This window comes from Methylorubrum subtropicum, assembly GCF_038442325.1.
Classification (GTDB): Bacteria; Pseudomonadota; Alphaproteobacteria; order Rhizobiales; family Beijerinckiaceae; genus Methylobacterium; species Methylobacterium subtropicum.
The window spans coordinates 82776-100120 of the sequence record NZ_JBBXMW010000012.1; the positions used below are offsets into that span (position 1 = coordinate 82776).

The following is a 17345-nucleotide window of genomic DNA, read 5'->3' on the forward strand; positions in this document are numbered from 1 at the left end:
AGGTAGGAGGTGGGGGTGGTTCAGGATGAGGCGGAGGCGGTGCCTTCTGCACCACCCCCACCCCTGACCCCTCCCCGCAAGGGGGAGGGGAAGAGCGGCGGAGACCTACGCCGCCGCCAGCCGCCCGGCGTCGCGATGAATCCGCTCGACCATCGCCCGCACGCCGTTGGAGCGCTTCGAGGTGATGTGGGCGCCGAAATCGAGGCGCTTGAGAAGGTCGAAGCCGTCGGCCTTCAGGGCCTCTTCGGGGGTGCGACCGCTGTAGAGGGCGACCATCAGGGCGACGAAGCCCTTGACGATGTGACTGTCGCTGTCGCCCGCGAGCGCCAGCCGCGGGGGCTCGGCCGCCCTATCCAGCCCAACGTCGAGCCAGACTTGGCTCTCGCAGCCGTGGACGCGCTTGGCCTCGACATGCTGCTCGGGCGGCAGCGTCGGCAGCTTTTTGCCGAGTTCGATCACGTACTCGTAGCGGTCCATCGGATCGTCGAGGATCTCGAAGTTCTCGATGATCGTGTCGAGGTTCGGCAGCATGGCTCACGGACAAAGCGAGGGGACGCGCCCGATATAGGGGGCGCGGGACCAAGAGCCTAGCGCGGTCAGGGCGCGGAAGGCCGCAGGTCGGGCCGGACTTCCGGAAGCGTGAGCCGCAGCGGGTCGGCGCTCGTGGCGGTGCCGCTCGCCGTGATCTCGGCCTGGGCGGCGTAGGCGGCGATCAGCCGGGGGCCGAGCATCGGCACGCCGGGCTTGCCCTCGGCCGCCGCCTCGCCGCTGCCCGAGACGATCGACAGGCGCACCGGCGCGGTCGCGTCGATCCGGATGGCGATGGAGCAGCTGACCGTCTCGGCGGTGGCGTCGAGGCATTCGGCGACGACTTCGGCGACGATCATGCCGAGCGCGTTGGCGGTGCGCGGCTCGACGAGGCTGGTGTGGCCGCCCTCCACGACCACGCCGATGCGGCCGGGCCGGCGCAGGTTGCCCAGGCCTGCGGCGAGCCGCCGGAGATAGTCCTGAAGGTCGATCGAGGCGATGTGGGGCGCCTCGTGCAGGTGCTGCTGCACCAGCGCGATCGCCCGCACCCGCTGGCCGAGCGCATCGAAGCTGCCGCGGCAGGATTCGGGCGCGGCTCGGCCGTAGAGGCCGATCAAGCTCACCATCACCTGAAGGTTGTTGCGCACCCGGTGATAGATCTCGGCGAGCAGCGTCTCCTTCTCGATCAGCGCGCGGGCGGATTCCTCCTCCGCGTTCTTGCGGTCGGTGATGTCGAAGCAGGAGCCGAGATAGCCGTGGAAGGCGTCGCCGTCCCGCAGCGGGCGGCCGGTGTCGAGCAGCCAGCGATAGGCGCCGTCGTGGCGGCGCAGGCGGTACTCGATGGTGAAGGCTTCCTGCACCGCGAACGCCTCGGCGACGATGCGGGCATGGCGCTCGAAATCGTCCGGGTGCAGGCTGCGGCGCCAGTCCTCCGTCAGCTCCGCATCGAGGGTGCGGCCGGTGAACCGGAGCCAGCTCTCGTTGTGGTAGACCGTGCGCCCGGTGTGATCCGTGCGCCAGATCATCAGCGGCACGTGGTCCGCGAAACGGCGGAAGCCGTCGCCGAGATCGAACGGGCTCGTCGCCCCACCCATCTCCGCTGGAATCTCCTCTGCCATCCGCTCTGTGTTCGCTCTGCCCTGACGCTGCGAGCGCGCCGTCATCTTGGTTACGCGCCGGTCAACGTATGCGGACAGGGGCCGTTCCGGCCTGTCCACAAGTGGACCGAACGCCGCGTCCGCGCCCGGTCGCGACGATAACCCGCTCGGCCGCCTTCGGGGCGCGGCCGGGGCTTCACGAAAGCTCGATCATCCCGATTCGATCATGGCGCGGATGCGGGCGGCCAGCGCCTTCACCGGGAACGGCTTGGTGATCATCTGCGTGCCCGGATCGCGGTCGTCGCCGCCGAACAGGGCGTTCTCGGCATAGCCCGTGATGAACAGCACCTTCAGCTCGGGCCGCCCGGCCCGGGCCTGCTCGGCGAGCTGGCGCCCGTCGAGGCCGGGCAGGCCGACATCGGTGACGAGGAGGTCGATGCGGGTCTCGGAGCGCAGGATGCGCAGGCCCGCCGGGCCGTCCTGCGCCTGGATCGCCCGGTAGCCGAGTTCGCGCAGGGTCTCGACCACGAGGTCGCGCACCACCGGCTCGTCCTCGACCACCAGCACGGTCTCGCCGCGACCCGCGGGCGGGGCCTCGCTCGCGGTCGGCTCAGGGATGGGGGTGACGGTGCCGCGATGGCGCGGCAGGTACAGGAGCACGGCGGTGCCGCGGCCGGGCGCGGAATCGAGCCGGACATGGCCGCCGGACTGGCGGGCGAAGCCGTAGATCATCGACAGCCCGAGCCCCGTGCCCTGGCCCATGGGCTTCGTGGTGAAGAACGGCTCGAAGGCGCGGGCCGCCACCTCCGGCTCCATGCCGAGGCCGGTGTCGCCGATGCTCAAGGCAACGTAGTCGCCCGGCTCGATCTCCGGCGGGAGCTGCGGGTCGGTGGGGTCGAGGCGGGCGTTCTCCGCCGTGATCGTGAGGGTACCGCCGTCCGGCATCGCGTCGCGGGCGTTGATCGCGAGGTTGAGGATCGCGTTCTCGAGCTGGTGCGAGTCGCAGAGCGTCGGCCACAGCTCGGGGCCGGTCGTCACGGTCAGGCGCACGTTCTCGGTGAGCGTGCTGCGCAGCAGCGCCTCCATACCGGAGAGGAGTGCTGCGACATCGACCGGCTTCTGCTCCAGCGGCTGGCGCCGGGCGAAGGCGAGCAGGCGGTGGGTCAGCGCCGCCGCGCGCTCGGCCGAGGACAGCGCCGCGCCGATGTAGCGCTCCAGCGTGTCGATCCGCCCCTGGCCGATCCGGGTGCGCATCAGGTCGAGCGAGCCGACGATGCCGGTGAGCAGGTTGTTGAAGTCGTGGGCGATGCCACCGGTGAGCTGGCCCACGGCCTCCATCTTCTGGGCCTGCCGCAACTGCTCCTCGGCGAGGCGCTGCTGGGTGATGTCGCGGCCGACGATGTGGAAGCGATCCCCCTCCGGCACCGCGGTCCACATCACCGTGAGCCGCCGCCCGTCCCGGCTCAGCACGCGATCGACGAAATCGGTGACGGATTCGCGATTGCCAAGCCGGCGCAGCACCGCGCCGGTCTCGGCGTGGTCCTCGGGGTCGATCAGGTCGAGGAAGGGACGAGCCAGAAGTTCGGCCTCGCTCCAGCCGAGCAGCCGGTTCCAGGCCGGGTTGACGCTGCGCAGGTAGCCGTCGAGGCCGGCGGTGCCCATCAGGTCGTTGGTGGTCTGCCACAGCCGGTCGCGCTCGCGGGTGCGGGCATCGACCTCGCGGGCCAGCACCTCCTCCATCCGCTTGCGGTCGGTCACGTCGAGGGCGAACAGGTAGGCGCCATCGGTGACGCCCTGCGGGGTCAGGCGCGGCCGGTAGCGGATCTCGGCGACGCGGCGGCGCCCGTCGCGGTTGGGCCACGCCCGCTCGAACCGGGCCTCGCGGCCGGCGAGCGCCCCTTCGAAGCCTGAGCGGTCGGCCGTGTAGGCGTCGCCGATCAGTTCCGCGAGCGTTCGCCCGTCCGGCGCCGTGCCGCCGAACCAGTCCGCCCCCGCGGCGTTGGCGAAGCGGCAGCGCCCGCCCGCGTCGAAGAAAGCGATGAGGACGGGGAGCGAATCGGCGATGAGGCGCAGTTCCCGCGCCTGCGCCCGCGCCGCGAGTTCGGCCCGCGCCCGCTCGGCGGCGTGCCAGACCCGCTGCGCCACGTCCTCGACGAGGGCGACCTCTTCCGCCGTCCAGGCCCGCGGCTCCGGCTCGTGCAGGTAGACGATGGCGCGCAAGCGCCCCTCGCGGATCAGCGGCACGACGACCAGCGCGCGGCAGCCGATCGAGTCCCACACCGCGGCGTAGCGCCGGCCGGCGCGGGGATCGCTGTAGCAATCCTCGACCGTCAGCGTGCGCCCGGCCCGCAGCTCCGCCACCACCGCCGGCCCGAAGCCGTCGAGGATGCGCGATTCGCCCGCGAGACTTTCCATCGACGCGTCGCGGGTCCAGTCGCGCTCGACCCGGACGGTCTCGCCCGTGGCGTCGATCTCACCGTAGCCGGCCCGCGCGGCGTTCATCCGCGTGCCGAGCGCCGCGGCGGCGGCGAGCGTCACCGCGTTCGGGTCGGGCGCCTCGCGTAAGGTGTCGTTGAGGGCGAGCAGGAAGGCTTGGCGCTCTTCGGCGAGCTTGCGGTCGTGGATGTCGGTGCAGGTGCCGAACCAGCGCACGATCCGGCCCGTGGCGTCGCGGAGGGGCTTGGCGCGGCCCAGCACCCAGCGATACCGGCCCGAGCGGTGCCGCAGCCGGTACTCGATGCCGTAGGTCTCGCCGGTAGCCAAGCTGTGGCGCCAGACCGCCCAGGCCCGTTCCTGGTCCTCGGGGTGGAACATGCCGTTCCACCGTGCGCCGTCGGTCGAGCCGTCGGGCATGCCGGTGAACTCGTACCAGCGAGCATTGTAGTAGTCGTGGAACCCGTCGGGCCGCGTCGACCAGATCATCTGCTCGATGGTGTCGGCGATGCCGCGGAACCGGTCCTCGCTCTCGCGCAACGCCGCCTCGGTGCGCTTGCGCTCGGTGATGTCGGAGCTGACGCCGGGAAAGCGCGTCGGCCGCCCGGCGGCGTCGTGCAGGCAGCGCCCCTCGGCCGCCGCCCAGCGCACGGAACCGTCGGCCTGGACCAGCCGGTACTCCGCCGAGAACGGCGCGCCGGTGGTCAGCGCCGCCTCGATCCGCCGTCGCACCTCGGGCAGGTCGTCGACGTGGATTCCGCCGAAGAAGGTGGCGATCGGCGCGCCGCGCTCGGCCACGACGGGATCGACGCCGTAGAGCCGGGCGAAGCGGGCATCCGCGGTGACGCGGTCGGCGGCGACGTCCCAGTCCCACACGCCGATGCTGCCGCCCGCCGAGAGGGCGAGGTCGAGCCGCTGCTCGCTGCGCTCGCGGGCGCGCTCGGCCAGCACCTCGGCGGTGGTCTCGGCGGTAATGCAGAGCATGCCGTTGACCGCGCCGTCGTCGTCGCGCACCGGCGAGTAGGTGAAGCTCCACCACGTCTCTTCCGGCACGCCGTGGCGGTGCATCGTCAGCGGCAGGTTGCGCTGGGACACGCTGCGCCCGGACAGCGTCGCCTCGACCAGCGGGCCGATGTCGTCCCACAGGTCGGCCCAGATCTCGCGGAAGCGCGCCCCGAGCGCCTGCGGGAGCCGGTCGCCGAAGACCGGGCGGTAGGCGTCGTTGAAGAAGACGATGCCGTCCGGCCCCCAGGCCAGGAACATCGGCGCCGGGCAACCCAACATCGTCGCGAGCGTGCTGCGCAGCGCCGACGGCCAGCCCGCCATCGGGCCGAGGGTGTGGCCCGACCAGTCGTGGGCGAGGATCTCGCGCCCGGTCTCACCGGTCTCGGCCAGGAACGCGAGGGCGGCCGGCACGCTCATCGGGCGGCCCGCAGCACGGATCGGCACGCGGCACCGGAACGGGGGACGGGAGGGACGGCCGGACGGGGTGGGGACACAGGGCGAGCTATACCGGAGTTCAACCGCGGGGTTAAGCGCGAGGCCGCCCCACGGAACCGGCACGGTAAATGCCTAAGCTCGAACGCCCGGCCCCTCGGGCATCGCTCGCCCGCAAGTCGTGGAGCGGCCGTTCCGTCATGGCTTGCACAATTCACAGCATATGCAATGCCGGATTGCCCTGCAGCATGGATGCTGCGGCGTATCATCGGCAGCCTGGAATTGTTTTGCGTCGCAAAAACAACAGTCACCGGCCCGCGCTGATCTCTGGACGGGTCGAGGGATGCAGCAAAAGCGCTTGCGCGGGGCGGCGGGGCATGCTCTGTAACTCTTCGTCCGCATCAGACCCTGCGGAAGAGCCCAGTCCGGCAACCACGCCGGTCATGGCGTCGAGGAGCGACCGCCCCCGGAAGCTTCGCGGCACAATTCCACAGGGTTGGACGATCTGGAGGGTGGCGTGTCGCGCGCCGCTCCGGAGGGCTCACGGTGCCGGCTTCCGAGCCGGCGAGCCCCCAGGAACCCATGACAGAGGGGGGCACGAAATGCTGGCAGCGGGCATTTCGAAGCCCGCGTCGTGGGGAGCATGATGGAAAGAGAACCTTACGATTTTGACGCCCCGGATTCCGACTGGAATTACGAGCCGTCGCGGGCCGAGCTGTTCCGGCAGATCGCCGCGCCGCTCTACACCACCGACGCGGAAGGGTGGCTGACCTACTACAACGACGCGGCGGCCGAGCTGTGGGGCTTCCGCCCCGTGATCGGCAAGGCGCGCTGGTGCGGCGCGTGGCGGCTCTACCACCCGGACGGGTCGGCACTGCCGCACGACCTCTGCCCGATGGCCGTGACGCTGCGCGAGGGCGCCGCCGTGCGCGGCGTCCAGGCGGTGCTGGAGCGGCCGGACGGGAGCCGGGCCGCCTTCATGCCCTACCCGACGCCCTTGCGGGACGAGACCGGGGCGCTCGTCGGCGGCTCCAACATCCTGCTCAAGGTCGAGCGGACGACCCGCCGCCCCCTGACGGTCCGCGGCACCCGCCCGGTGCAGGCCCAGCGCCCTGCCCGTTTCGCGGGCATGCACGGATGTTCGGCGTGAACGTTGCCGCCCCCGGCACGCCGGCCCACGTCGAGAGACCCGACCGCGCCGTGTGAGGCGCGGTCGGCGCGAACGACAGGAGGACAAAGATGTCGACCGAAACCCACTGGAGCCTCGACGCCGTCCAGAGCCTGCGCAGCCTCGCCCGGGAGGGTATTCCGGTCCCGGTCATCAGCCTGAGGCTCAAGCGCCCGGTCGAGGCCGTGAGCGCCAAGCTGGCGGAGTTGGGAATCGTGCCGAAATTGGAGGCGTGACGGCAGCACCGAAGGTGCTCCGAGCCTCTCTGACCGATTCATCCCACCCAACCCCCTCATCCTGAGGTGCTGCGAAGCAGCCTCGAAGGAGGGCTCCAGTGTATCGCTGAGACCTCTGGAGCCCTCCTTCGAGGCTCCGCTGCGCTACGCACCTCAGGATGAGGGGGTTGGGTGGGATCGATCCCGATTGCGAAGAGCCGAGCCGGACAGGCGCTCACGCTTCAGGATGCGGCTCGCTGCGTGCCTGCCGCCCTACCAAGTCCCCGTATTCTCCATCGAAGCCCACGGCTCCTGCGGCGGCTTGGCCTCGCCCTTCTGCAGGATCTCGATGGAGATGCCGTCGGGGGAGCGGACGAAGGCCATGTAGCCGTCGCGCGGGGGGCGGTTGATGGTGATGCCGTGCTCCTTCAGCTTCGTGCAGAAGGCGTAGATGTCCTCGACCCGATACGCGAGATGGCCGAAATTGCGCCCGCCGGAATACTCTTCCGGGTCCCAGTTGTAGGTCAGCTCGATCATCGGCGCCTTTTCCGACTTCGCGCGCGCGATGTCGCCCGGGGCGGCGAGGAAGACCAGGGTGAAGCGGCCCTTCTCGTTCTCGACGCGGCGCACCTCTTCGAGGCCGAAGGCCTCGACGTAGAAGGCGAGCGCGCGGTCGAGATCGGCCACGCGGACCATCGTGTGCAGGTATTCCATGGCCGTTCCGCAAGCTCGTCGAAGGGGTGAGCGCCTATCTGGCTCGCGGCGGGGACGCGTCAACGGGGCCGGCGGTCAGGCCGCGACCTCCGCCAGCCGGCGTGGCGGCGCGGTCTTGGGCGCGGCCTTGGGCGCGTCCCGGCGCTCGGTGGCGAGGCGGCGCAGGGCGGCCGCCGCGAGGGCGGCGACCCCTTCGGCGACGGGCAGCAGCCGATCCGCGGGCAAACCGGCCGCGGTCTCGGCGGCGTCCTGAACGCAGGTGAAGAACAGCCGGCCCACCGGATCGGAAGCCGGATCGAGCACCGCCCCGTGCAGGGACGCAAGGTTCGGCACCCGGTCCGCGACGAGCGCTCGCGGCAGGACGAGGCCGGTCGCCCGGACCGGGCCGACCGCGAGGGTGGCGGCTTGAGCGAGATCGAGCACCACGCCCTGCAAGCGGCCGAACCCGGCCGTGCCGCCGGGCCACGTCACCCGGCCGACGCCGTCGAGCCAGAACAGGACCATCACGTCGTCGTGACCCGGCCGGAGCGCCCGCCGGAAGGTCTGGGCCGGCGCCGTCATCTCGACCAGCGTGAGCGGCCCGAGACGATGGCGGGTCAGGGCGAGCAGGCCCGGCGCCGGATCGCGCTCCGCGGGCGCCATGTCGAGGAACGGCGCCAGCGCACCCGCCCAGGCCCGGCGGCGCTCGGCCGGATTGGACGGTAGAGCGACCGTAAAACTCCGTAGAACGGTCATCGGGCTGAGACTTTCAAGCCGCGAAAACCAGTCGTGCTCGCGCGCAGGCCCCGCCTCAACGCTTCGAAGGAGGCCTTGGTCATCGTTGGTCCCGGGGCGCGTCGGCATTGACGCTCGCCCTGGCTAGCGGTTTCCCGCGCCGCGCCGCAATCGGACGGACATGGCAAATTTTGCGTCGATCTCGTTTGGCAGGGAACCCGACCTTCGACGCGCAGCGGAGCGTAGCCTGACGCTCTCGGCCTTGTGAACATTCACGGCCGAGACCTGTCGGCCTAGCTCGATCGGGAGGGCGGCGAGGGAATACGGTCGACCACGCATCGCCCCGGCGCGGCGAGCGTCGATCGGCGGTGCGGTCAAAAAGTTTTGACGCCGACGCAGCCGGCCGCGCGTTGCGGCCCCGCCGCGGCAGGCTAGAACGCCGGCCAACTCAGAAGAACGATGCCGGCCGACCATGACCTCCCTCACCCAGCGCCAGACATCCGCCGTCCCTAGCCCGCGCGAAAACGCTGCACCGGCCGGCAAGCTGCCGGCCCATCGCTCGGCCGAGGAGATCCTGGCCCATCCCGACTTCCCGGCGGCGCGCCGCCTGTTCGTCGCCAAGCACGCCAAGGTCTACGAGGCCGGCACCTTCCCGGCGCAGCTCGGGGCCGATGTCGGCCGCGTGACGGCCCTCGCCATCCTGGTCTGCCTCTACGCCGCCTACGACCCGACCGACCGCGCGACCTGGCCGACGCTCAACCGGCTCAAGGACGAGGTCGCCCGGTTCGGCTTCGCCAGCCCCCGGCTGATCGACGACTTCGCCGCCCGGCTCGCTCAGACCGGCTATGTCGAGATGGAGCGCCAGCCCGAGGACAACCGGGTGCGCCTGCTCAAACCCACCGAACGGCTGCTCGACTGGGACCGCGAATGGATCGCCGCCCATTACGCGCCCCTCGATGTGCTCTACCCCGAGCCCGGCTACGGCCCGCCGCTGCGGCGCGACCGGGATTTCCAGGCCGCCCATGCCGGCGCGGCGCCCGCCGCCTTCGACGCCATCGCGGCGATGATGTGGGTCAACCTAGAGATCGTGTTCTTCCTGAGCGCGACGAGCGCGCTCATCATCCTGCTGGCCTTCTTCGAGATGGGCGGCGCCGACCCCGATGCCCGCATCCGCGAGGGCGACCTCGCCCATCTCGCCCCGCGCTTCGGCGTGTCGCGCACCCATATCCGCAACATCCTGAGCGTGGCGCAGGAGCGCGGCTTCGTGGTCCGCTCCGGCCCGCGCAACGCGTTCCTCCACCTGACGCCGCGCTGGATGACCGCCTTCGACCGCTTCATCGCCGACAGTCTGGTCCAGTCGGACCTGACCTACAGGCTGGCCCTCAGGGCGATGGGGATCGAGGCGCCGTACCGGAGCTGAGGGCTCACTCACCGCCGTCATTCCGGGGCCGCGCAGCGAAACCCGGAATCCACGACTGGCCGCGACGGTTCGGCTTCAGCCGGGCATCCCGCATCACGGGTGGATTCCGGGTTCGCCTTCTGCGCCCCGGAATGACGGTGGAGGATGGAAATCCGGTTGCTGCCGCAACGCGGCCCGCGGCCGACGAGGTTCCGTCGCGGGCGAAAACCTCTAAAGGTCGGGCGACCCCGCAGGCGAGCCCGGATCAGAACCCCATGCGCACCGAGACGCCCCCGACCGTCCGCCTGGAGGATTACCGCCCGAGCGATCACCTGATCGACCGGGTCGAACTCGATGTCCGCCTGGACCCGCACGACACCCGCGTCACCGCCCGCCTCGCGATCCGCCCGAACCCCGCCGGCCGGCCCGGCGCCGCCCTGGTGCTCGACGGCGACGACCTGCGCCTCGTCGCACTCGACCTCGACGGTGAACCGCTCGCGCCCGCCGCCTTCCGGGTCGCGCCCTCGGCGCTGACCCTGCCGGAGCCGCCGCAGCGGCCATTCACGCTGACGATCGAGACGCGGCTCGACCCGACCGCCAACACCAAGCTGATGGGGCTCTACCGCTCGAACGGCGTCTACTGCACCCAGTGCGAGGCCGACGGCTTCCGGCGGATCACCTACTTCCTCGACCGGCCGGACGTACTGGCGGTCTACACCACCCGGATCGAGGCCGACGCGGCGCAGGCACCCATCCTTTTGGGCAACGGCAACAACATCGAATCGGGCAGGATCGAGGGGACGGATCGTCACTTCTCGGTTTGGCACGACCCCCATCCGAAGCCCGCCTACCTGTTCGCCCTCGTCGGCGGACGCCTTGACCGGATGACGGCGCCGTTCACCACCATGGAGGGCCGGGCGGTCGAACTCGCCGTCTACGTCGAGCCGGGCAAGGCCGAGCGGGCGGCCTACGCGCTCGACGCGGTGGCCCGCTCCATGAAGTGGGACGAAGAGGTGTTCGGCCGCGCCTACGATCTCGACGTGTTCAACGTCGTCGCAGTGTCCGACTTCAACATGGGCGCGATGGAGAACAAGGGCCTCAACATCTTCAACGACAAGTATGTCCTCGCCTCCCCCGAGACCGCGACCGATGCCGATTACGCGGCGATCGAGGCGATCATCGCGCACGAGTACTTCCACAACTGGTCGGGCAACCGAGTCACCTGCCGCGACTGGTTCCAGCTCTGCCTGAAGGAGGGTCTCACGGTCTTCCGCGATCAGGAATTCTCGTCCGACATGCGCTCGCGCGACGTTCACCGCATCGGCGAAGTACGGACCCTGCGCGCCCGCCAGTTCCCGGAAGATGCCGGCCCGCTCGCCCACCCGGTGCGGCCGAAGCAATACGCCGAGATCAACAACTTCTACACGGCCACCGTCTACGAGAAGGGCGCCGAGATCGTCCGGATGCTGCGCACGCTGATCGGCGACACCGCCTTCCGCGCCGGCATGGACCGCTATTTTACGGACAACGACGGCACCGCGGCGACGGTCGAGGATTTCTTGTGCGCCTTCGAGACCGAGAGCGGCCGCGACCTCGCGGATTTCGCCGAATGGTACGAGCGCCCCGGCACGCCGCGGGTTTCGGTCTCCGGCGCCTACGACGCGTCCCAAAAGACCTACCGGCTCGATTTCCGCCAGACCCGCCCCGGCGCCGGGGCCGACGCGCCGCCCGTCGTCATCCCGGTCCGGCTCGGCCTGATCGGCGAGGCCGGCCCCCTCGACGGGGCGACGAGCCCGCAGGTCGAAGACGGCGTGTTCGTGCTGGACCGCCCCGAAGCCTCGCTGACCTTCGAGAACGTTACCGCCGCGCCGGTGCCCTCGCTGTTTCGCGGCTTCTCGGCCCCGGTGCGGGTCGATATGGCGATGGCGGATGCCGACCGGCTCACCCTGCTGCGGCACGACACCGACGGCTTCAACCGCTGGGAGGCGGCCCAGCGCGTCGCGGCCCGGCTGACGACAGGGGCGCTGCGCGGCGAGGACACGGGCGCCGGCGCGGAGGCCTTCGCGGCGGCGCTCGGCGCCTTCCTCGACGAGCGCGCGCTCGCCGACCCGGCCTTCGCCGCCCTGGTGCTGGCGCTGCCGAGCGAGAGCGACCTCGCGGACGAGATCGGCATCGACATCGACCCGGACGCGATCTTTTCCGCCCGCCGCGCCCTGCGGGTGCGCCTCGGCGCCGCGCTCGGCCCCCGCCTGCGCGCCTTACGCGACGCGCTGGCCGAGCCCGCGGGCACGACGTTCTCGCCCGACGCCGCGTCCGCCGGGCGGCGGGCCCTGCGCAACGCCGCCCTCGACCTCATCGCGGTCGCAGACCCGGCGGAGGGCACGGCGCTCGCTGGCGCTCAGATCGCGTCGGCCACCAACATGACCGACCGGCTCGCCGGCCTCTCGACCCTCGCGCTGCTGCCGGGCGAGCCCCGCGAATCGGCGCTCGCGGCCTTCGCCGAACTCTACGCCGACGAGCCCCTGGTGCTCGACAAGTGGTTCGCGATCCAGGCCATGATCCCCGAGGATGGCACGGTCGAGCGGGTGCGCCGGCTCCAGACGCACCCGGCCTTCGCCATGACCAACCCGAACCGGGTGCGGTCGCTGGTCGGCTCCTTCGCGCTTGCCAACCCGACCCAGTTCAACCGGGCCGACGGGGCGGGCTTCGCCCTCGTCGCCGAGTCCGTGCTGGCCCTCGACCGGACCAACCCGCAGGTCGCCGCCCGGCTGATGACCGCCTTCGGCCCCTGGCGCCGCCTGGAGCCGGGGCGCCGGGCCGCGGCGGACGCCGCCCTGCGTCGCATCCTTGCCACGCCCGGCCTTTCCCGTGACGTCGCCGACATCGCCGGCCGCAGCCTGGGTGATTCGTTAACCGTCTGATCGGACTCGGGTTTCGGGAATCGGACGGCATCCGGGACGGACTCCGATCGGGTCCAACGTCAACGCCCTCCCCCAAATTGGGCGTGGACAAAGCGGCCCCCGCGATGCTCAATATGAATACGATTCGAAAACAGCCGGTGCGGCACCGGCCGGGTCGGATTCATCATCTGCGAGGTTCCGATATGCCGGGGGCGGTGTCCGCGTCCCTGTCCGCGCGTGCGCGCGCGGACACGATTCTCGGGGTCCAGCGTCCCACCGGCACCGCGCAGGTCCGTCTCGTGCGAGCGGAGGCTTGGCTGCGCTATGCCCTGCCGGCGCTCCTCGTGCTGTTCCTGCTCGGCCTCACCGCCCTCTCGGCGCTGCAGCTGCGCGGGCCCTACGAGGCGGCGGTCGGCGCGGCGCAACGCGAGGTCGAGGCCTTCGCCCGCCTCGCCGCCGCCGCGCTACAGCCGAACGAGGCCGAGACGCGGCTCGACCGCTCCCTGCCGATGCACCTCCTGCCCGCGGGCAGCCGCGTGCTCGTCACCGATTCCGCCGGCGCGATCCGCGCCGCCCATCCGGCCCTGCCAAGCGGCACCGTGACGCTGAGCGCCATGCTGGCCGACGGCGAGCCGCTGACCATCCTCGGCGAGAGCGCGGGCGCCATGACGGTCGGCCTGCACGGGGGCGGGCAGGCCATCGCCGCGGCGATGCACCGGCCCGGCTCCGGACTTCAGGTCGCCGTGATCCAGCCGCTGGCCCCGATCGACGCCGCGTGGTGGCGCGCGTTCTGGAGCCACGCCATCGTCCTGTGCGCCGTCACCCTGATGCTCACCGGCATCGCTGCCGCCTACATGATCCAGACGCGCCGCGCCCGCTCGGCGGACGAGGTCTGCGACCTCGTCAAGGCGCGCATCGACACGGCGCTCGGGCGCGGGCGCTGCGGGCTGTGGGATTGGGACATCGCCCGCGGCACGATCTTCTGGTCGGATTCGATGTTCGCCCTGCTCGGCTACACGCCGGAGAAGGACCTGCTGTCCTTCGGCGACGTCAACGCCCTGCTCCACGACGAGGACGGCGACCTCCACGAACTGGCCCGCCAGCTCGCGGCGAGCCAAGCCACCCTCGACCACGAATTCCGCATCCGCAACGCGGACGGCGCCTGGGTCTGGCTGCGCACCCGCGCCGAGATCGTCGAGGATGCCGGCGACGGCAGCCGCCACCTTGTCGGCATCGCCATGGACGTGACCGAGCAGCGGCGATTGGCCGAGACCAGCGCCACCGCCGACATGCGCCTGCGCGACGCCGTCGAGGCGGTGTCCGAGGCCTTCGTGCTGTGGGACGCGGGCAACCGCCTCGTCCTGTGCAATTCGAAGTTCCGCGATCTCCATGCGCTGGCGAGCGAGGACGCGGTGCCGGGGCGCCGCTACGACGAGATCATGGGCCAGGGCGCGCTGCCGACGGTGCGCCGGGGCATCCCCGGTCCGGAGCGCGGGCCGGCCCGCACCTTCGAGCTGGAACTGGCCGACGGCCGCTGGCTGCAGGTGAGCGAGCGGCGCACCAAGGACGGCGGCTACGTCTCGGTCGGCACCGACATCACCAGCCTCAAGCGCCATCAGGAGCAGCTCGTCGCCTCCGAGCGCGAGCTGATCGAGACGGTCAAGGACCTCAAGCGCTCGCGGCGCACCCTCGAACTCCAGACCCAGCAGCTCGCCGACCTCGCCGAGCGCCATCTCGACCAGAAGGGTCGGGCCGAGATCGCCAACCAAGCGAAGTCCGAGTTCCTCGCCAACATGAGCCACGAGCTGCGCACGCCGCTCAACGCCATCATGGGCTTCGCCGAGCTGATGGAGAGCGAGGTCTACGGGTCGCTGGGCTCGCCCCGCTACGGCGATTATTGCCGCGACATCCAGCAGAGCGGCACCTACCTGCTCTCGGTCATCGACGACATCCTGCATATGTCGCGAATCGAGGCGAAGCGGGTGACGCTGGCGCCGCGCGAACTCGCCCTCGACGCCGCGATCTCCTCCGCGGTGATGATGGTCGCGAAAGAAGCGGCGGCCAAGTCGGTGACGATCCGCATCGACGTACCGGCGACCCTCAAGGTGTTCGCCGACGAGCGGGCGCTCCAGCAGATCCTGCTCAACATCGTCCAGAACGCCGTGAAATTCACGCCCGAGGGCGGGCGGGTGGCCTTGCGCGGACGGCCCTGCGGCGGCTCCGTCCACCTGTTCGTGGCGGATACCGGCATCGGCATCCCGAAATCGGCCATCGCCAAGCTCGGCCGCCCGTTCGAGCAGGTCGAGACCAACCTGACCCGCACCTACAAGGGCTCGGGCCTCGGCCTCGCCATCGCCCGCTCCACCGCCGAGCTGCACGGCGGCGCCTTACGCATCCGCTCCGAGGAGGGCCAGGGCACCATCGTGCTGGTGCGCCTGCCGCAGCCTGAAACGCCGGTCGAGACGGTGCGGATTCCGGTCCGGCCCGACCGGGGCCGCGCGACGAACCGGGCGCAGGAGCCCGTCCGCGAGACGATCGCGCCGCTGCGGATCACCACCGTCGCCCCGCTGCCGCCGGGCATCGTCCGCGGCGCCGGCCGATCGGTGCGGGAGATGGCGCATCTGGTGTGAGGCGGTGGCGGCCCGCGACGCCTCTCCCATCCAACCCCCTCATCCTGAGGTGGCGGCGCGAAGCGGCGCCCTCGAAGGAGGGCTCCAGCCAGCCGCGCGATCCGCTGGAGCCCTCCTTCGAGGCCGCTGCGCGGCACCTCAGGATGAGGGGGTTGGATGGGATGGTCCGCTCGGCCCGGCTCTCGTCACGGCCGCGCCGTCACCCCGGATGCCCCACGAGCCAGCCTGCCCGCACCGTCAGCTCGGTGCGGTAGACCGGCACCCCCGTCGCGTCGCGGGCGGTGACGGACATCTGGCGTTCGTTATGGGCCACGACCTCGAAGCGGGCGATGTCGAGGAGCGTGCGCATGGCCAGCGTGGCGACGGCCTCGCCGCCGTCGAGTTCGGTCCCCTCCTCATCGACAGTGAGGCCGCCGTTCTCGACGTCGAAGTAGTAACGCGACATGCCCTCGGACCCCGGTCACGACCCTGTCGCTCGTTAACCGGCATCCGACCCGCGGTTTCCTGAAGCCGTTAAACCTAAGGCAATTCCTCGTGCCACGTGCGGCCGTCGCGCTCGATCAGGGCGATGGCGGCGGTCGGCCCCCAGCTTCCGGCGGCGTAGGGGCGCGGCGGCTCGGGGCGGTCGGCCCAGGCCTTGAGCAGGGTGTCGGCCCAGGCCCAGGCGACCTCGACCTCGTCGCGGCGCATGAACAGCGTGGCGTTGCCGCGCACCACGTCCATCAGCAGCCGCTCGTAGGCGTCGGGATAGCGCTGCTTGAACGTCTCCTCGAACGAGATGTCGAGGTTGGTCGGGCGCAGGCGCATGCCGCCGGGGCCGGGGTCCTTGGTCATCACTTCGAGCTTCATCCCCTCCTCCGGCTGGAGGCGGATGACGAGGCGGTTCGGCTCGCGCCCGAACGACTCTTCCGGGAAGATCGAGAACGGCGAGGCGCGGAACTGCACCACGATCTCGGAATGCTTCTTGGGCAGGCGCTTGCCCGTGCGGACGTAGAACGGCACGCCGGCCCAGCGCCACGTCTGCACTTCGAGCTTGAGCGCCACGAAGGTCTCGGTGCGGCTGACCGGATGGTCGCCGAGATCGGTCTGGTAGCCGGCCACCGGCTGGCCGCCGACCGCTCCGGCCGCGTACTGGCCCCGCACGGTCACGCTCTGCACGTCGGCGGCGGTGATGGGTTTTAGCGCCCGCAGCACCTTCAGCTTCTCGTCGCGCACCGAATCGGCGTCGAGCGAGATCGGGCTCTCCATCGCGGTCAGGCACAGCAGCTGGAGGATGTGGTTCTGCACCATGTCCCGCAGGGCGCCGGAGGTGTCGTAATAGCCCGCCCGCCCCTCGACGCCGACGGTCTCGCCGACCGTGATCTGGACGTGGTCGATCACGTCGGCGTTCCACAGCCGCTCGACGATGGTGTTGGCGAAGCGCAGGGCCAGCAGGTTCTGCACCGTCTCCTTGCCGAGATAATGGTCGATGCGGAAGATCTGGCTCTCGGGGAAGACCGCGCCGACGGCGTCGTTGATGGCGCGGGCCGATTTGAGGTCCTTGCCGATCGGCTTTTCCAGCACGACGCGGGTCTTCTCGCCGATCAGGCCGTAGCGGTCGAGGTTCCGGCAGATCGCGCCGTAGAGGTCGGGCGAGGTGGCGAGGTAGAACGGGCGGATGCGGTCGGGCCGCTCGTCGAGCAGCCGCTTGAGGTCGGGCCAGCCGTCGTCGCCGAGCGCATCGACCGCGACGTAGAACAGGTGGTCGAGGAAGCCCTTGAGCTTGGTCTCGTCGATGTCGGAGGCCGGGACGTAGCTGAGCAGCGCGTCGCGGGCGCGGGCGCGAAACGTCTCGGTGTCCATCTCGGTGCGGGAGGCGCCGATGATGCGACTCGTTTCCGGGATCTGCGCGTCGCGGTAGCGCTGGTAGAGCGCGGGCAGGAGCTTGCGCTGAGTCAGGTCGCCGGTCGCGCCGAACACGACGTAATCGAAGGACGAGACGGGGATGATGGTGGCCACGAAACGGCTCCCATGGTTCGCGCGCGACGGGCAGCGTCCGCGGGGTCTGGCCCGAGGGTTAGCGGCCCGGACCGGGCCCTTGCAAGGGCCCGGCCGCGGGCTCGGCCGAGGG

General features: G+C 71.0%; 12 protein-coding genes. 5 read left to right on the plus strand and 7 right to left on the minus strand.

Translation table 11 applies throughout. From position 1 onward, the window contains the following. Window positions 1-105: 105 nt before the first annotated feature. From AAHG03_RS17200 to AAHG03_RS17210, 3 genes are all read right to left on the minus strand, one after another. Window positions 106-531, minus strand: coding sequence for a SufE family protein (locus tag AAHG03_RS17200; RefSeq protein WP_342151949.1), 426 nt, complete (start codon window positions 529-531; stop codon window positions 106-108). Between the two features lie 65 nt (window positions 532-596). Further along, window positions 597-1622, minus strand: a complete 1026-nt coding sequence (locus AAHG03_RS17205; protein ID WP_342151950.1) for a sensor histidine kinase — start codon at window positions 1620-1622, stop codon at window positions 597-599. A 213-nt stretch (window positions 1623-1835) separates the two neighbouring features. Continuing rightward, on the minus strand, window positions 1836-5480 hold the full coding sequence (locus AAHG03_RS17210; RefSeq protein WP_342151952.1) for a PAS domain S-box protein: 3645 nt from the start codon (window positions 5478-5480) through the stop codon (window positions 1836-1838). A 661-nt stretch (window positions 5481-6141) separates the two neighbouring features. Here AAHG03_RS17210 and AAHG03_RS17215 point away from each other — a divergent pair. Both AAHG03_RS17215 and AAHG03_RS17220 read left to right on the plus strand, forming a co-directional pair. Then, window positions 6142-6645 carry a hypothetical protein gene (locus AAHG03_RS17215; protein ID WP_342151953.1) on the plus strand — a complete coding sequence of 168 codons (504 nt, stop codon included), beginning with the start codon at window positions 6142-6144 and terminating at the stop codon, window positions 6643-6645. A gap of 89 nt (window positions 6646-6734) precedes the next feature. Next, entirely contained in the window at window positions 6735-6899 is a 165-nt protein-coding gene (locus AAHG03_RS17220) for a hypothetical protein (RefSeq protein WP_342151954.1), read from the plus strand. 252 nt (window positions 6900-7151) lie between these two features. Here AAHG03_RS17220 and AAHG03_RS17225 read toward each other — a convergent pair whose 3' ends face one another. Together AAHG03_RS17225 and AAHG03_RS17230 are read right to left on the minus strand one after the other, a co-directional pair. Next, window positions 7152-7592 carry a VOC family protein gene (locus AAHG03_RS17225; RefSeq protein WP_342151955.1) on the minus strand — a complete coding sequence of 147 codons (441 nt, stop codon included), beginning with the start codon at window positions 7590-7592 and terminating at the stop codon, window positions 7152-7154. A 75-nt stretch (window positions 7593-7667) separates the two neighbouring features. After that, the gene (locus AAHG03_RS17230) at window positions 7668-8327 is read right to left on the minus strand and encodes a cupin domain-containing protein (protein WP_342151956.1); all 660 of its coding nucleotides are present in this window, start codon (window positions 8325-8327) and stop codon (window positions 7668-7670) included. A 451-nt stretch (window positions 8328-8778) separates the two neighbouring features. On the opposite strand from AAHG03_RS17230, the gene AAHG03_RS17235 reads away from it, so the two are divergent. The 3 genes from AAHG03_RS17235 (at window position 8779) to AAHG03_RS17245 (ending at window position 15235) form a co-directional block, all read left to right on the plus strand. Beyond that, a complete protein-coding gene (locus tag AAHG03_RS17235; protein WP_342151957.1) occupies window positions 8779-9726 on the plus strand; it encodes a hypothetical protein in 948 nt (315 codons plus the stop codon). Window positions 9727-9980: 254 nt separating this feature from the next. Continuing rightward, a complete protein-coding gene (pepN, locus tag AAHG03_RS17240) occupies window positions 9981-12626 on the plus strand; it encodes an aminopeptidase N (RefSeq protein WP_342151959.1) in 2646 nt (881 codons plus the stop codon). Window positions 12627-12808: 182 nt separating this feature from the next. Next, on the plus strand, window positions 12809-15235 hold the full coding sequence (locus tag AAHG03_RS17245; protein ID WP_342151961.1) for a PAS domain-containing sensor histidine kinase: 2427 nt from the start codon (window positions 12809-12811) through the stop codon (window positions 15233-15235). A 199-nt stretch (window positions 15236-15434) separates the two neighbouring features. On the opposite strand, the gene AAHG03_RS17250 is transcribed toward AAHG03_RS17245, so the two are convergent. Together AAHG03_RS17250 and zwf are read right to left on the minus strand one after the other, a co-directional pair. Beyond that, on the minus strand, window positions 15435-15680 hold the full coding sequence (locus AAHG03_RS17250) for a DUF6894 family protein (protein WP_342151963.1): 246 nt from the start codon (window positions 15678-15680) through the stop codon (window positions 15435-15437). 74 nt (window positions 15681-15754) lie between these two features. Further along, a complete protein-coding gene (zwf, locus tag AAHG03_RS17255; RefSeq protein WP_342151965.1) occupies window positions 15755-17233 on the minus strand; it encodes a glucose-6-phosphate dehydrogenase in 1479 nt (492 codons plus the stop codon). Window positions 17234-17345 lie beyond the last annotated feature (112 nt).

Bases quoted from the DNA above. Each gene is read 5' to 3' on its own strand.
- AAHG03_RS17225 (WP_342151955.1), bottom strand. From the start codon at position 7,592: ATGGAATACCTGCACACGATGGTCCGCGTGGCCGATCTCGACCGCGCG.
- AAHG03_RS17245 (WP_342151961.1), top strand. From the start codon at position 12,809: ATGCCGGGGGCGGTGTCCGCGTCCCTGTCCGCGCGTGCGCGCGCGGAC.
- AAHG03_RS17200 (WP_342151949.1), bottom strand. From the start codon at position 531: ATGCTGCCGAACCTCGACACGATCATCGAGAACTTCGAGATCCTCGAC.
- AAHG03_RS17205 (WP_342151950.1), bottom strand. From the start codon at position 1,622: ATGGGTGGGGCGACGAGCCCGTTCGATCTCGGCGACGGCTTCCGCCGT.
- pepN (WP_342151959.1), top strand. From the start codon at position 9,981: ATGCGCACCGAGACGCCCCCGACCGTCCGCCTGGAGGATTACCGCCCG.
- AAHG03_RS17220 (WP_342151954.1), top strand. From the start codon at position 6,735: ATGTCGACCGAAACCCACTGGAGCCTCGACGCCGTCCAGAGCCTGCGC.
- AAHG03_RS17215 (WP_342151953.1), top strand. From the start codon at position 6,142: ATGGAAAGAGAACCTTACGATTTTGACGCCCCGGATTCCGACTGGAAT.
- AAHG03_RS17235 (WP_342151957.1), top strand. From the start codon at position 8,779: ATGACCTCCCTCACCCAGCGCCAGACATCCGCCGTCCCTAGCCCGCGC.
- AAHG03_RS17210 (WP_342151952.1), bottom strand. From the start codon at position 5,480: ATGAGCGTGCCGGCCGCCCTCGCGTTCCTGGCCGAGACCGGTGAGACC.
- AAHG03_RS17250 (WP_342151963.1), bottom strand. From the start codon at position 15,680: ATGTCGCGTTACTACTTCGACGTCGAGAACGGCGGCCTCACTGTCGAT.
- AAHG03_RS17230 (WP_342151956.1), bottom strand. From the start codon at position 8,327: ATGACCGTTCTACGGAGTTTTACGGTCGCTCTACCGTCCAATCCGGCC.